Here is a 13,649-nt window from a genome sequence, read left to right as displayed (position 1 = left end):
CCGGCACGGGGTCGGCCGGTGCTCCCGGCGGGGGAACGGCCCGGGCGCGGCGCCGGACCAGGTCCGGCGCCGCGCCTTCGAGCCGTGCGGGTGGTCAGCAGCTGAGGACGGGGCCCGCCCAGTCGGCGTGGTCGCTGATGGTGCCGTCGCCGCCGTCGGTGACCACGAGCCGCAGTTCCTCGGCGCCCGTCAGGTCGGCGGTGAGGTGCCTGGGGGCCGACGTCACGGTCATCAGGCCGCTGTCGGCCACCTTGACGGCGTCCTTGTAGATCTCGAACGAGACGCTCGCGCGGCCGCTCGCCTCGGCGTCCACCCCCACGTCGGTGCTGAGCGAGGTGCAGGAGCCGCCGAGGAAGTAGACCACCTGGCTGAGCGCGTTGACGCCCAGGCCCTTGGCGTACGTGGTGCCCGCGATGGTGATGGTCCGTCCGTCCCGGGCCTGGTTCTCGCCGTTGCTCATGTCCTTCTCGACCGGGCCCCAGCTGTTGCCGGCGGACGCCCAGGCGAGGTCGGAGAGCTGGTGGGCACCGGCGGCCGGGCCGCTGCCGCAGGCGAGCCGCGGGCCCGCCCAGTCGGCGTGGTCGTAGCTGGTGCCGTCGCCGGCGTCGGTGACCACCAGACGGACGGTGGTGGCGCCGGTGAGGTCGGCGGTGAGGTGTCTGGCGGGGTCCTTGCCGGTCATCGGCCCGCTGTCGGCGGCCAGGGCGGCGTCCCTGAAGATCTGGAACCTGACCGAGCCGTTGCCGTAGGTCTCGTCGTCGATCCCGACGTCGGTGACCAGGTTCCGGCAGGCACCCCCGAGGTGGACGCCGACCTCGCTGGGCGCGTGCACCCCCAGGCCCTTGGCGTACGCGGCGCCGCGGATGGTGAGGGTGTGGCCGTCAGCGGGCTGGATGTCGCCGTTGCTGCGGTCCCGCTCGACCGGTCCCCACTGGTTGGTGGCGGTGCCGAACGGGAGGTCGCTCAGCTGGGTGACCCCGGTGGGCGGGGGGACGGGCGAGCCCGGGGTGACCCGGAACATCGCGGTTCCGTGCCCCGGCACGACGGCGCTGACGGTCCCGTCGCCGGTGCTGGACTTCTTCGACCAGAGGTCCTTGACCTTGTAGGAGTTCGCCCCGGCGATGCCGAGGGTCCGTGCGGTCACGGTGATGGTGGCGTCGTAGGAGCCCTCGTTGGTCAGGGTGACCGCCCGGCCGCCGTCCGCCAGGGGCTTGGACATCACCACCAGACCGTTCTCGCTGGAGACCACCGAGCCCTGCCGGCCGAGCGGGTCCTGGTCGACCGCGATCACATCGGTGTTGGTCAGTATGGCCAGGGTCTCCGGGGCGGCGGTGCGCAGATCGGTGCCGATCATCAGGGGCGCGGCCATCTCGGCCCAGAGGCTGAAGTGGGTGCGGTACTCCGTCGCGGTCATGCCGCCGTTGCCGACCTCCAGCATGTCGGGGTCGTTGAAGGCGCCGGGCTTGGCGTAGTCGGCCAGGCCCTGGTTGGCCTGGGCGATGGCGATCATGCTGTCCCAGGTGTCGTCGATGTCGCCGGTGGTGCGCCAGGAGTTGCCGACCGGCGGGGCCCACTCCCACGGGCCGGTGCTGCCCCACTCGCAGATGCTGTAGAGGATCGGGCGGCCGGTCGCCTTCAGCGCGTCCCCCATCGCCCGGTAGCGGGTCCGGGCGTCGACGCCCTGGTTGTGGCAGTTGTCGTACTTGAGGTAGTCCACTCCCCAGGAGGCCCAGAGCCGGGCGTCCTGCTGCTCGTGGCCGAGCCCGCCGGGGAAGCCGTTGACGTCGCAGGTGTGGTCGCCCGCGCTGGAGTAGAGGCCGAACTTGAGCCCCTTGGCGTGGACGTAGTCGGCGAGCGCCTTGATGCCGTGCGGGAAGCGGACCGGGTCGGGGACGAGGTCGCCCGCGCCGTCGCGCTGCGGCTGCGCCCAGCAGTCGTCGAGGTTGACGTACTGGTAGCCGGCCGCCTTCAGGCCCTTGCTGACGAAGAGGTCGGCGATGCCCTTGATCATGGCTTCGTCGAACTGGGCGCCGCAGTGCGTGGAGTTCCAGTTGTTGAAGCCCATCTGCGGCGTCAGATTGAGGCCGTTGTCCAGGGCCAGCGCCGGTGGTGCGGTGGCGAGTTCGAGGCCGACGGCGAGGGCGCCGCCACCGGTGAACAGGGCCAGGGCGGTCAGCGCCGAGGCCATGCGGCGCGACAGTTCCGTGCGACGCGACCGTGCGGCGCGGCGCGGTGGTGCGGTGCCGGGGGAGCGCAAAGGTCCTCCAGAGAAGGGGTGTCGGGTGGGACGGGGCCCCGGCTCCGGCGCTGCGCCGGAGCCGGGAGACGGGGGAGTTTCCGGCGGACGGCGCGTCAGGAGAGCAGGCTCCAGGACTGCCCGACCAACGATCCGTCGGGCGGGCCGGTCACGACCGGGGAGGTCGCCGCGGTCTGCGGCGCGGAGAGGACGAGACCGGTGGCGACGTTGGTGATGGTCAGCGCGCCGGTCGCGGTGCTCTGGACGACGCGCCACTTCTGGGCCGGGTCGGCCGGGTCCCAGGCGTTCCGGACCCGGGCGGGCTGACCGGCGACGGCGGCGCCGGTCAGCGTGCCGTGGCGCTGCGTGTCGGTGTAGCAGTTGTCGGTGATGCGCACCGTGCCGTCCGGGTTCGGCGCGAAGTTCCACTGCTCGGAGGTGTGCCAGCTCCACCAGGTGTTGATGTCGGTGGGGGAGCCGTCGGGGGCGCTGCAGGTGCCCTGGACCTCCAGGGCCTGGCCTCCGGTGCCGCCGGCGCTGATGCCGTGGTAGCGGCCGTCGCCGATGACCGCGGCCGGCCCGGTGCCCGGCAGCGGCTTGAGGCGGTACAGGACGACGCCGTGCGGCTCGACCTGGGCGCCGAGCGCGCCGGTCACGTTGCCGGTGGCGCCGGTCCAGAGGTCCTTGGCCGAGTAGCCGGGGCCGGTCAGGCCGAGTTCGGCGAGCGTGGTGGAGACGTTCCGGTAGCCCGCCGGGTCCTGGTTGACGAGCAGGACGGCGGTGTCGCCGTCGGCGAGCTGCCGCTTGAGGACGATCGGGGCGGTGCTGCCGGCGGGCGGGGCGCCGACCAGGGTGGCGGGCCTGGTCAGCCGGTCCTGGTCGATCGCGATGACATCGGCGTTCTTGTAGACGGCGAGCTGCTCGGCGGTGATGCCGGTGGACCAGGTGAGGCCGTCCCGGGTGTGCCGGGAGTCCGCGGCGGTGCGCAGGTCCGCGCCGGAGATGAGCGGGGACGCCAGCATGGCGAGGATCGACATCTCGCTGCGCGACTCGGTCACGGACATCGGCTTGTGGCAGGGGCAGGTGTCGGTGACGCCGTACACGCCGTACGGGTTCTGCCAGCCGGCGAACATCATGTCCAGGTCGTTCCAGCTGCCCGGCCGCACGTTGCCCGGGTACTTCAGGGCGGTCTGCAGCTGGCCGTTGTAGAGCACGCCCTCCAGGTCCGGACCGCGGTCGCCGCCGATCCGGCAGAGGTTGGCCACCTGTCCGCACCAGACCCCGGTCGGGGCGTAGCCGGGGGCCTCGAACGCGGGGGTGCCCGCCGCGACCACCACCGGGTCGGTGCGGGCCGGGTCGTCGCCGGCGAGCAGGTAGGGGACCCCGCTGTGCACCGGCTGCGCGGAGACGCTGAGGGCCACCCGCGGGCGGCCCCGGGCCCGGGAGGCGGCGTCGAGCGCCTGCTGGAAGTCGCGCACCCGGGCGTAGATGGACCGGGTCAGCTCCCTCCCCTCGCCCTGGGTCCAGTAGTTGTGGCCGTCGGGCCCGATGATCTGCGGTCCGTAGGGGCAGTCGTCGTACTTGACGAAGTCCACGCCCCAGGCGACGAAGTCGGCGGCGTCGGTGGACTCGTGCCCCAGGCTGCCGGGCCGGCCCTGGCAGGTCGTGTAGGTGTCCGTGGCGTAGAGGCCGAACTTCATGCCCTTGCTGTGGGCGTACCAGGACAGGTACTGGATCCCGTTCAGGGTCTGCCCGTTGACGGTGTGCGCGGGGTAGCGGGCCGGATCGGGGACGAGGTGGCCGGTGGTCAGGTCGAATCCGGTGCCGTCCGTCCCGCTGGTGGGGTTGCGGTTGGCGTCGTAGAGCTGCATCGCCCCGTACGCGGTCTTCACCAGGTCGGTGGTCTGGCCGTCGCGGTGGCCGAGCGACCAGCCGTCGTCGATGGTGACGGTGTCGTAGCCGGCCTGGACCAGCCCGTTGGCGGCCATGAAGTCGATGGTCTGGAGGACCTCCTCCTGGGTCACTCCGGTGCCCAGGGTGTTCCAGGAGTTCCAGCCCATCGGCGGGGTGAGGGCGAGTCCGTTGTCCAGGGCCGCCGCGGGGGCGGCCGTCCCGAGGACGACGGTGCCGAGCCCGGTCGCCGCGAGGGACAGTGCGACGAGGGCACGGGGCAGCGCACGGCTCAGTGCCCGGGGCACGGCTCGGGGCAGGGGTATCCGCATGGGCGCTCCAGGGTGCGCGAGGGGGGTGGGGGATCGGCAGCCCGCTGCCGTTCGTTTCTGTTCGAAAGTCTCAACAGAAAGCAACGCAGCAAAGAGAAGCACACGTGCTGGCCGTCCTCAAGTGCCTTGCACGGACTCGTCCGTGACGGTCACTCGGCGGGAAGCGGCGCGGGAGAACCCCTTGCACGCCGCGTTGAGTCACAGGTTGATCTCGGCGTGACGGAGCTCTTGACGGGAGGATGCCAAGTCATGTGACATTTCACATGACGTTGAAATCCGTTTAGTTCTGATTGCTTGTCAGGTGTCCGCTCGGCCCCGGCGTGCCCGGCGCCACCCTCGATTCCCGCCTGCGCCGATACCGGGTTTCCCGGCCGGGACGAAGGAGCGTGCCATGAGTCGACACACCGTCGACAGGCTCTCGGTCTCCAAGCCGAACGGCCCTGACGCGGGCGCGCGTCAGGGCCGTGAGCACCGTGCGGGCGACCGGGGCCGCCGGGCCGGTCGCGCGGCCGGGGCGGGGTGGTGGATTCCCGGTGTGCTTAGGATGAGATGACTTGCTGTCAGGACGAGTGGGGATTTCATGCGGGACGATGCGATGACCGGCTGGTCGGGGCCGGTGGCGGCGGGGGAGTGGCAGCCGCCGGCGGAGCTGAACACCGGCACCCCGCACCCGGCCCGGATGTACGACTACTACCTCGGCGGGAAGGACAACTTCCCGGCCGACCGGGAGGCCGCCGAGAAGGTCATCGCGGCCATGCCCGACGCCCGGCTCGGGGCCCGGATCAACCGTGAGTTCCTCGGGCGCGCGGTGGAGTTCGCCGTCGGCCGGGGTGTCCGCCAGTTCCTGGACATCGGTACCGGGATCCCGGCCGTGGGCAGTACCGCGGAGGTCGCCCACCGGGTGGCTCCGGACGCCCGGGTGGTCTACGTCGACAACGACCCGATCGTGCTCACGCACGCCCGTGCCCTGCTGGCCTACCACCCGGCCGGTCACACCAGCGTCCTGCACGCGGACCTGCGGGACCCGGAGGCGATACTGGGGGATCCGGGCCTGAAGGAGGCGCTCGACCTCTCCCGGCCGGTGGCGCTGATGCTGGTGGCGGTGCTGCACTTCGTCCGCGACGAGGAGGGCGCCGCCGAGACGGTGGCGCGGCTGCGGGACGCGCTGGCGCCGGGCAGCATGCTGATCCTCTCGCACGGCACCCAGGACTTCATGACCGCCCGGGCGGCCGCCGAGACCACCGAGGTCTACAGCCGCGCGAGCTCGCCGCTGGTCCTGCGGGCCCAGGAGGAGGTCCGGGAGTTCTTCGGCGACTTCGAGCTGGTCGACCCCGGCCTGGTCCAACTGCCGCTCTGGCGGCCGCAGGCGGAGCTCCCGCCGCGCTGGCAGGAGGCGGCCCCCGCCTACGCCGGAGTCGCGGTCAAGCGCTGACCGGTCCCCGGGGCCGCACGGTGTCCCCCGCGTCGAGACGCGGGGGACACCGGCGTTTCCGGGCCCGCCGGGGCGCCCGTCAGCCCATGCTCTTGGAGCCGTCCAGGGCCTCGCGGAGGATGTCCGCGTGACCGGCGTGCTGCGCGGTCTCGGCGATCAGGTGCAGCAGGACGCGACGCGCCGACCAGCGTGCGGAGGCCTCGAACCAGGGAGCCTTCGGCAGCGGCTGCGAGGCGTCCAGGTCGGGCAGGACGGCGACCAGCTCGTCCGTGCGGCGGGCCGCCTCGGCGTAGTCCTCCAGCACGCCGGCCAGCGTCTCGCCGGGCAGCAGCCGGAAGTCGTTGTTCCGCCGCTCCCAGTCGGCCTCGGTCATGGTGGTGAAGTCGCCCATCGCCGAGGGCCCTTCCAGGATGAAGGCCGTCCAGGCGCGCTCGACGCTCGCGACGTGCTTGATCAGACCGCCCAGGCAGAGCTCGCTGACGGTGGTCCGGCGCCCTGCCTGCTCGTCGGTGAGGTCACGGGTGGTGAAGCGGAGGAAGTGCCGCTGCTTGCCCAGCGCCTCCAGCAGCTCCGCCCGCTCCCCGCCGGCTGCGGCCGCCGCGGGCTGCTCGGGCGTGGTCGCGGTGGTGGTGGTGTCGGTCATGGTGTCCGCCTTCGTCGTTCGTTCTCCGTTGCCGAGAACCAAGGTAGGAGCCATCTGGGTCAGGTCCTGTCCTAGTGCCGCACCGGAGAGGGGCCGGTTCCGCGGAGCGGCGCACGGGGCGCGCGTGGCGGCCCGCGCCGATACGGGGACGTAACGCCTTTACCGGAACCTGACGGTATCGATGAAGGGATGAGACCCTTTCCTGACAGGGGTCTGACGACCCGTCCGTAGCGTGCCGGACATGTCGATAACCCATGGTCGAACCAGTCGCCCCGACGGCCGGACCCACAGCCGGTCGCGCACCCGAGCCGTGCCGGCCGTTGACCGCGCCGTCCACCGCACCCTCCCCCGGGCGTTTCCCCGCACGTTCGTCGCCGCGGGAGCCCTCCTGCTGAGTACCGTCGCGGCCGTCGTGCTGCTGCCGAACACGGCCCTGGCCGCGGCGCCCGCCGGTCAGGAGTCCGTCACCGCGCACGCCGGCGCCACCACCGATCAGGAGCGCGGCCGGATCGACACCTACTGGACGCCGGAGCGGATGAAGCTGGCCGGTGCCATGGTCCCCGAGATCACCCCCGTGCCCGAGGACGACGACACGGCCGACGACCCCCGGCCGCTGCCCGCGGACACGCCGGACCCCGGGGGCGTCTGGACGCACGGCGGCGCGGTGAACAGGAGCGTCGGCCGGCTCTTCTTCACCTTCAGCGACGGCTACGACGGCAGTTGTACGGCAACGGTCGTCAACGGCGCCAACCGCAGCACCGTCATCACGGCGGCGCACTGCCTGCGGGGCGTCGGCGCCCCGGCCGCCGAGGACACCTGGCACCACAACCTCTACTTCGTGCCCGGCTACCGCAACGGGACGAAGCCGCTCGGCGGCTTCGTCATCAGGAGCGCGGCCACCTCCTCCCGTTGGGACGCCGACCCGGGCGGCACGACCTCGGCCGATCTCGCGGTGGCCGGCTACGACACGGGCGTGCTGGTCGCGCACCGTTCCGCCGACGGCCGACGGATCGCGGACGTCACGGGAAGTCAGCGGATCGCGTTCACCCGGCCGGTCGACGGCGAGTTCGTCCACACCTTCGGCTACCCGAAGGACCGGCTCAACGACCCCGGCGCCAAGTACGCCGGATCCCGCATGATCCACTGCGCCGGACCGGCCCGGCCCGGCACCGCGGCCCCCCTGCTGTGGGGCGAGCCCTGCGACATGGGCCACGGGGCGAGCGGCGGACCGCACTTCGCGACGTTCGACACCAGGACCGGCACCGGTACGGTCGTCGGCGTCACCACCACCTCCGAGGACCTGGCCGGCGGCCCGGCCGCCACGCTGTACGCCACCCGCCTCGGGGACAGCGCCCACCGCCTCCACACCTGGGCGCAGACCCGCCCGGCCTGACCACCGCGCGGCGCACGGGCCGGGAGGTCCGTGCGCCGCCCGCACCCGGGGCCCGGTGGCTACTGCCCCCGCCCGCCCCGGCGACTGGCAGGATGGTCCCGTGGCCGCTCCGCTCCCCCCGCGAGTCCGGGTCGGCCGCCGGAGCGGCGGGAAAGCACGGGAGGGGAAGCTCGGTTGACGACCATGCGGATCATCGGTGGCGGCATCGCCGGAACGGCCGCCGCGCTGGCGCTGCACAAGGCGGGGTTCCACGTCACCGTCCACGAGGCGCACCCCGACACGGGCGAGGACATCGGGGCCTTCCTGACCCTCGCCTCCAACGGGATGCGCGCCCTCGCCGAGATCGACGCGGCCGAGGCCGTCGCGGCCCTCGGCTTCCCGATCACCACCATGACCGTGCTCGACGCGAGCGGCGCCGAACTGGCCGCCGTCCCGCTGGGCGAGCCCGGCCACCGGCTGACCCGCTACCGCTGCCTGCGCCGCGCCGAGCTGGCCGCGGCGCTGCGGGCCGAGGCGCGACGGCGCGGCATCGAGGTCCGGCACGGGGCCCGGCTCACCTCCGTCACCGAGACCGACGCCGACATCACCGCGCACTTCGCCGACGGCACCGGTGCCACCGGCGACCTCCTGGTGGGCGCGGACGGCACGCACTCCGCCGTCCGGGCCTGGCTGGACCCGGCCGCGCCCGCGGCCGAGTACGCGGGCCAGCGCGTCTTCTACGGGTACAGCACCGCCGCCGCGCCGTCCTCCGGGCCGGAGCGGATCACCATGGTCCGGGGCAGCGGCGCCGCGTTCGGGTACCTGGTCTCGTCCGGCGGCGAGACCTACTGGTTCGCCCGGGTGCCCGGGCCCGCCGCGTCCCCGGTGGAGGTCGCCGGCACCACTCCCGCGCAGTGGCGGGAGTGGCTGGCGCCGCTGCTGGGCGCGGACCGGACCCCGGCCGCGGGGATCGTCGCCAGGACGGGCGACCGGCTGATGGTCACCAACGCGCTCCACGTCGCACCGGGGGCGCGCTGGCGGACCCGGCGCGCCGTCCTGATCGGGGACGCCGCGCACGCCGCCTCGCCGGCCACCGGCCAGGGCGCCTCGATGGCCCTGGAGGACGCCGTCGTCCTGGCCAAGGCGCTGCGCGACACCCCCGGAGCCGCGGCGGCCCTGGCCCGCTTCGAGCGCCACCGCAGGCCCAGGACCGAGCAGAACACGGCCGCCAGCGCCCGTCTGACGGCCGGCCCGCCCTCGGCCGCCCCGCAGGCTCGTCCGGACGGCGCCCGGCCGCGGGTGGACGAGGACCTGCTGCGCCTGCTCGCCTGGGACGTCCCGCTGCCGGAGCCGTCCGGCGCCGTCTGAGGGCCCGTCACCTCGGGCGGTCAGGGCCGTTCGGCGGGCGGGAGCAGCGTGGCGATACCGGCGCAGATCAGCTCCAGGCTGCGGGCGAACTGCCCGTCCTGGTCGTGGGCGGCCGCGGCGACGGTGCGGGGAAAGCGCCGGTGCAGGGCGGCGACGGCCTCCGGGTCGGGTGGTACGACCGGCGGTTCGCTCTGCTCCTGGAGGACGTAGCCGGTCACGTGGCTGAGCACGGTGTCGGCGGCGGTGCCGCACTGCTCCGCCGGGACGCCCGCCGCCGCGAGGGTGTCGAGCAGCCGTTCCATCACGGACAGCGCGCCGGGGCTGAGCGTCTTCGGGCTGTCGGCGAACATGATCGCCCCGCCGGGGTGCTGCCGGATGCTCCGCCGCAGGGCGACGGTCTGCGCCGTCACCCGGGCCTGCCAGCCGCTGGAGGCGTCCAGTGCGGCGAGTGCCTCGGTGCCCGCGTCGTACGCCTGGCGGGCCACCCGGTCGGCCATCAGCTGCAGTAGCGCGGCCTTGTTGGGCACGTGGTAGTAGAGGCTTCCGGCGTGCGCGTCGAGCCGCTCCGCCACCCGCCGCATGGAGAGGCCGTGGTAGCCGGACTCGGCGAACACGGCCATTCCGGCGTCGATGATCCGGTCTGCGGTCAGCTTCACCCCCGGCAGTCTAACGATCACCGCGGGGTTTCGAACGCCGTTTGAAACCGGCTCGGCAGCCTTTCCGCCACGAGCGGGCCGGGAGGCGGGGTTGGGAGCGGGCCGGGAGCGGGCCGGGAGCGGGCCGGGGGCGGGCTGATGCCGGCATCCCTGGGCGGGGTGCCGGCACGGTGGTTCAGCTCCGTTCAGACCTTGACGACGTTCTCCGCCTGGGGGCCCTTGGGTCCCTGGGTGACGTCGTACTCGACCACGTCGTTCTCGTAGAGCTCCTTGAAGCCGGTGGTCTGGATGGCGGAGAAGTGCACGAAGACGTCCGGGCCGCCGTCGTCCTGGGCGATGAAGCCGAAGCCCTTCTCCGCGTTGAACCATTTGACCTTGCCAGTTGCCATGCCGATCTCCTTCACACGTGCTGGGCGCGGCCACGATACCGCCCCTGAGCAGTGTCGATGGCGGAAGGTGTCCGGTCTGTCACCCCGAGTGGTGCGAGCGGGTGATCCGGCGGCGGGGTCAGGTCCGGTCGCGCTCGTCCCGCCGGCGGATCAGCTCCTCCACCGCGCTCGGCAGGGTCGTCTCGAAGTCGATCAGCTTCGCCCAGGTCGGGGTGACGACGATCCGCACCATGCCGTCGTAGAGCGAGCGGACCTCGGCCTCCCACGCGGCCCGCTGCTCGGGCGTCATCTCGTAGGCGCCGTTCCCGCGCAGGTACTCGTCCGGGATGCCCTCGACGACGTCGAGCTCGGCCCGGCCGCGGACGAGCAGGATCTTCGGCGGGTGCGCCTCGGTGTCCATGGTCAGCGCGACCGCCGGGTTCCGGCGCAGGGACGCCAGCTTCGGGGCGTTCTTGACCGTGCACATCACGATCTCCGAGCCGTTCCAGACGAACCCGATCGGTACCACCCGGGGCGTGCCGTCCTTGGCGACATAGGCCAGCCGGGTCAGCGCCCGGGCCAGGAGCTCCTGGCTGAGCGGCCGGTTCAGGACCTCGTTGATCTCGGTCGGCTGCACGGTCGATCCCACCTTCCAGCGGTAGTCCAGCAGGGCCGTTCCAGCTTAGGAAGGTTCCGGGGCCGGGGTCTCGTCGGGCGGGGAAGGGGCCGAGCGGGCGGGGGAGGGGATTGACAGGGCCCAGGAGAGGAATGAATATTCATTCCGTGGCACCCAGGAAGCCCGACCTCGACCGCCTGCTGATCGACACCGCCCTCGCGCTCTTCGCCGAACGCACCTACGAGGGCACCCAGATGCCCGCCGTCGCCCAGCGCGCCGGCGTGGGCGTGGGCAGCATCTACCGCTACTTCCCCAGCAAGGAGGCGCTCGGCAACGCGGCCTTCCAGCACGCCAAGCGCGCCCTGCTCGACCACCTCGCCGGCGCGCTCGCCGAAGGGGGACCGGCCGGTGACATCCGGGCGGAGTTCGGCCGCTTCTGGCGCGGCTTCACCCGCTACGCCGGCGCGTACCCGGACGCCTTCGTCTTCCTCGAACACCAGCAGCACGACACCTTCCTCGCCCCCGAGAGCCGCGCCCTCGCCGAGGAGATCGACCGCGTCGCCGCCGACTTCATCGAACGCGGCCAGCGGGCCGGCGAGATCCGCGAAGGCGACGCCGCCCAGCTCGTCGCCCTCGCGCTCGGGGCCTTCACCGGCCTCGTCAAGCTCCGCCGCCCGGGCGGCCTGCCCACCCTCCCCGCCGAGGACCTCGACCGCGCCGAAGCCGCCGTCTGGGACCTCCTGCACCGAAAGGTCTCGCCATGACCGACGCCGCACGGACCGTGCTGATCACCGGCTGCTCCTCCGGCCTCGGCCGGGAGACCGCGCTCGCCCTCCACCGGCTCGGCCACCGGGTCCACGCCACCGCCCGGCGCCCCGAGACCCTCGCCGACCTCGCCGGCCTCGGCATCACCACGCTGGCGCTCGACGTCACCGACGAGGCCTCGATGGCCGCCGCGGTCGCCGCCGTCGAGACCGCGCACGGCCAGGTCGACCTACTGGTCAACAACGCCGCGTACGGCCTCCACCTGCCGGTCGAGACCGCCGGCCGGGAGGAGATCCGCGCCCAGTTCGACACCAACGTCTTCGGGCTGGTGCGGATGGCCCAGCTGGTCCTGCCCGGCATGCGCCGCGCCGGGCGCGGACGCATCGTCAACATCTCCTCCATGGCCGGCCGCTTCTCCCCGCCCGGCGGCGCCTTCTACCACGCCAGCAAGCACGCGGTGGAGGCGATCAGCGACTCGCTGCGCCTGGAGGTCGCCCCCTTCGGCGTCGAGGTGGTGGTCGTCCAGCCCGGCCCGACCATCACCGGGTTCGCCGCGACGGCGGTGGCCACCATGCACGGCGAGGCCGACCCGGCCGACCCGTACGCGGGGTTCCGCAGCCGCCTCGCGGAGATGTACGGCGGCCGCACCTTCACCCGCCGCAACGGCGCCGTGCCAGCCGAGGCCGCCACCCGGGTCGTGGTCCGGGCCGCCACCGCCGCGCGCCCCCGCGCCCGCTACGCCGTCGGCGCCCTGGCCCGCTCCACCATGCTCGCCAAGCGGCTGCTCCCCGACGCGGCCTTCGACGCCCTGATGCGCCGGAGCTTCCCGCTGCCCGAGCCGGTCCGAGCGGCCTGACCCGTCCGAGGGGGCCGGGCGGCGGGCCGGCCCGCCGCCCCGCCGGGGCAGAATCTCCCCGTGCTCGAAGAACACTTCACTCCCGTGGACGAACCGCTCGCCGACCTGGCCCGCCGGCTCCTCGCGGCGCGGACCGGCGGCTGGACCGAGGACGGCGCCCGGGCCCTCGTCGACGGCCTCGGCCTGCGCCGGGCCGGGCCCGCCGACGGGGCGTCACCCGACGGACCGCGGCTGCGCCCGGTCGGGCCGTCCGAGCGCCGCTACGCCGAGGGGCGGGCCCATCTCGAACTGGCCGTGCCGGCCGGGCGGGGCGGCCCCGACGCCGCCGGCCACGTGCTGGCCTTCGGCCGGGCGCGGACCGAACTGACCGACGAACTCGGCGAGGCGTCGGTGATCGGCTCGTACGGCTCGCTGGGGCCCTACTACGGCCCGACCCCGGCCTGGGGCGCGCCGTTCCTGCGGTGGCGCGGTCCGCACGACACGCTCGAACTGCGGGCGGGCCGCCGGGGGCCGGAGCTCGTCCTGCGGCCCACCGCTCCGCTGGAGGACTGGTACCTCGGCCTCGGCCACGGTGAGGAGAACGCCATCGGCGGCTTCCTCGGCACCCGCCGGGCCCCGTCCACCGCCGGAATGAGCCTGCCCGGCCGCTGGTCGGCGCGGAGTTGGGAGACGGTGACCGGAGCGCTCGCCGCGTTCCTCACCACGCTGCCGGCCGAGTTCGCCGCGCTCGGCATCGCCAAGGTCATGCGGCTCTACGGCCGGACGGGCGGCGGGGCGCCGCGCCTGTTCGACATCGACGCGGACAGCCGGCTGATGCTGGCGTCCTTCGCCGACCACGACGCCGACCCGGCCGCGGCGGGCTGGGGCACCGTCGCCGAGCACCCCGGCACACGGGAGACCTGGGCGGACGACCACGAACCCAGGTGGCGCCTCGACGCGGGAGGCCCGGGGGAGCCGGACGGCCGGGCCCTGGCCGGGACCCTCGTGGCGACCGCGCGCGCGGCGGGCGTCGCCACCCCCGGTGACCTGCTGCTGGGCAGCGAGGCGGAGGACATCGGCCCCTACCGGGTGACCTTCCACGGCCTCGGCCTGGCCACCGTCTGACCGGCCGGCCG

11 protein-coding genes and 2 pseudogenes are annotated in these 13,649 nt (G+C 73.7%); 6 read left to right on the top strand and 7 right to left on the bottom strand.

The window, feature by feature from the left end; all coding sequences use genetic code 11:
- Nucleotides 1-94: 94 nt before the first annotated feature.
- From OG618_RS37985 to OG618_RS03625, 3 genes and pseudogenes are all read right to left on the bottom strand, one after another.
- A pseudogene (locus OG618_RS37985) lies at nt 95-511 on the bottom strand (NPCBM/NEW2 domain-containing protein); the annotation flags it as partial.
- A gap of 36 nt (nt 512-547) precedes the next feature.
- A pseudogene (locus OG618_RS03630) lies at nt 548-2,188 on the bottom strand (NPCBM/NEW2 domain-containing protein); the annotation flags it as partial.
- Nucleotides 2,189-2,352: 164 nt separating this feature from the next.
- Nucleotides 2,353-4,458: an alpha-galactosidase gene (locus OG618_RS03625; protein ID WP_329485678.1), complete on the bottom strand. Its 2,106-nt coding sequence runs from the start codon at nt 4,456-4,458 to the stop codon at nt 2,353-2,355.
- A gap of 580 nt (nt 4,459-5,038) precedes the next feature.
- Between OG618_RS03625 and OG618_RS03620 the strand changes: the two genes are divergently transcribed.
- The gene (locus tag OG618_RS03620) at nt 5,039-5,890 is read left to right on the top strand and encodes an SAM-dependent methyltransferase (RefSeq protein WP_329485677.1); all 852 of its coding nucleotides are present in this window, start codon (nt 5,039-5,041) and stop codon (nt 5,888-5,890) included.
- Nucleotides 5,891-5,969: 79 nt separating this feature from the next.
- On the opposite strand, the gene OG618_RS03615 is transcribed toward OG618_RS03620, so the two are convergent.
- Nucleotides 5,970-6,533 (bottom strand): DinB family protein, encoded by a 564-nt coding sequence (locus OG618_RS03615; RefSeq protein ID WP_329485676.1) that lies wholly within the window; start codon nt 6,531-6,533, stop codon nt 5,970-5,972.
- 241 nt (nt 6,534-6,774) lie between these two features.
- Between OG618_RS03615 and OG618_RS03610 the strand changes: the two genes are divergently transcribed.
- A complete protein-coding gene (locus OG618_RS03610; RefSeq protein ID WP_329485675.1) occupies nt 6,775-7,926 on the top strand; it encodes a trypsin-like serine peptidase in 1,152 nt (383 codons plus the stop codon).
- A gap of 183 nt (nt 7,927-8,109) precedes the next feature.
- Nucleotides 8,110-9,273 (top strand): FAD-dependent monooxygenase, encoded by a 1,164-nt coding sequence (locus OG618_RS03605; protein ID WP_329491996.1) that lies wholly within the window; start codon nt 8,110-8,112, stop codon nt 9,271-9,273.
- A gap of 20 nt (nt 9,274-9,293) precedes the next feature.
- Here the strand turns inward: OG618_RS03605 and OG618_RS03600 are convergent, their stop codons facing one another.
- The 3 genes from OG618_RS03600 to OG618_RS03590 form a co-directional block, all read right to left on the bottom strand.
- Nucleotides 9,294-9,929 (bottom strand): TetR/AcrR family transcriptional regulator, encoded by a 636-nt coding sequence (locus tag OG618_RS03600; protein WP_329485674.1) that lies wholly within the window; start codon nt 9,927-9,929, stop codon nt 9,294-9,296.
- Between the two features lie 185 nt (nt 9,930-10,114).
- A complete protein-coding gene (locus tag OG618_RS03595) occupies nt 10,115-10,318 on the bottom strand; it encodes a cold-shock protein (protein ID WP_329485672.1) in 204 nt (67 codons plus the stop codon).
- A gap of 118 nt (nt 10,319-10,436) precedes the next feature.
- Nucleotides 10,437-10,934, bottom strand: a complete 498-nt coding sequence (locus OG618_RS03590; protein WP_329485671.1) for a pyridoxamine 5'-phosphate oxidase family protein — start codon at nt 10,932-10,934, stop codon at nt 10,437-10,439.
- Between the two features lie 146 nt (nt 10,935-11,080).
- On the opposite strand from OG618_RS03590, the gene OG618_RS03585 reads away from it, so the two are divergent.
- The 3 genes from OG618_RS03585 to OG618_RS03575 are packed head-to-tail and all read left to right on the top strand — an operon-like array spanning nt 11,081 to nt 13,638.
- Entirely contained in the window at nt 11,081-11,677 is a 597-nt protein-coding gene (locus OG618_RS03585; protein WP_329485670.1) for a TetR/AcrR family transcriptional regulator, read from the top strand.
- Nucleotides 11,674-12,534, top strand: a complete 861-nt coding sequence (locus tag OG618_RS03580) for an SDR family NAD(P)-dependent oxidoreductase (protein WP_329485669.1) — start codon at nt 11,674-11,676, stop codon at nt 12,532-12,534. Before OG618_RS03585 ends, OG618_RS03580 begins: the two co-directional genes overlap by 4 nt.
- Before the next feature lie 60 nt (nt 12,535-12,594).
- Nucleotides 12,595-13,638 carry a hypothetical protein gene (locus OG618_RS03575; RefSeq protein WP_329485668.1) on the top strand — a complete coding sequence of 348 codons (1,044 nt, stop codon included), beginning with the start codon at nt 12,595-12,597 and terminating at the stop codon, nt 13,636-13,638.
- Nucleotides 13,639-13,649: the final 11 nt, after the last annotated feature.

The organism is Kitasatospora sp. NBC_01246, assembly GCF_036226505.1.
Taxonomy (GTDB): domain Bacteria; phylum Actinomycetota; class Actinomycetes; order Streptomycetales; family Streptomycetaceae; genus Kitasatospora.
The sequence above is the reverse complement of the archived record's forward strand: the minus strand, read 5'-3'. Positions and strand labels throughout refer to the sequence as shown.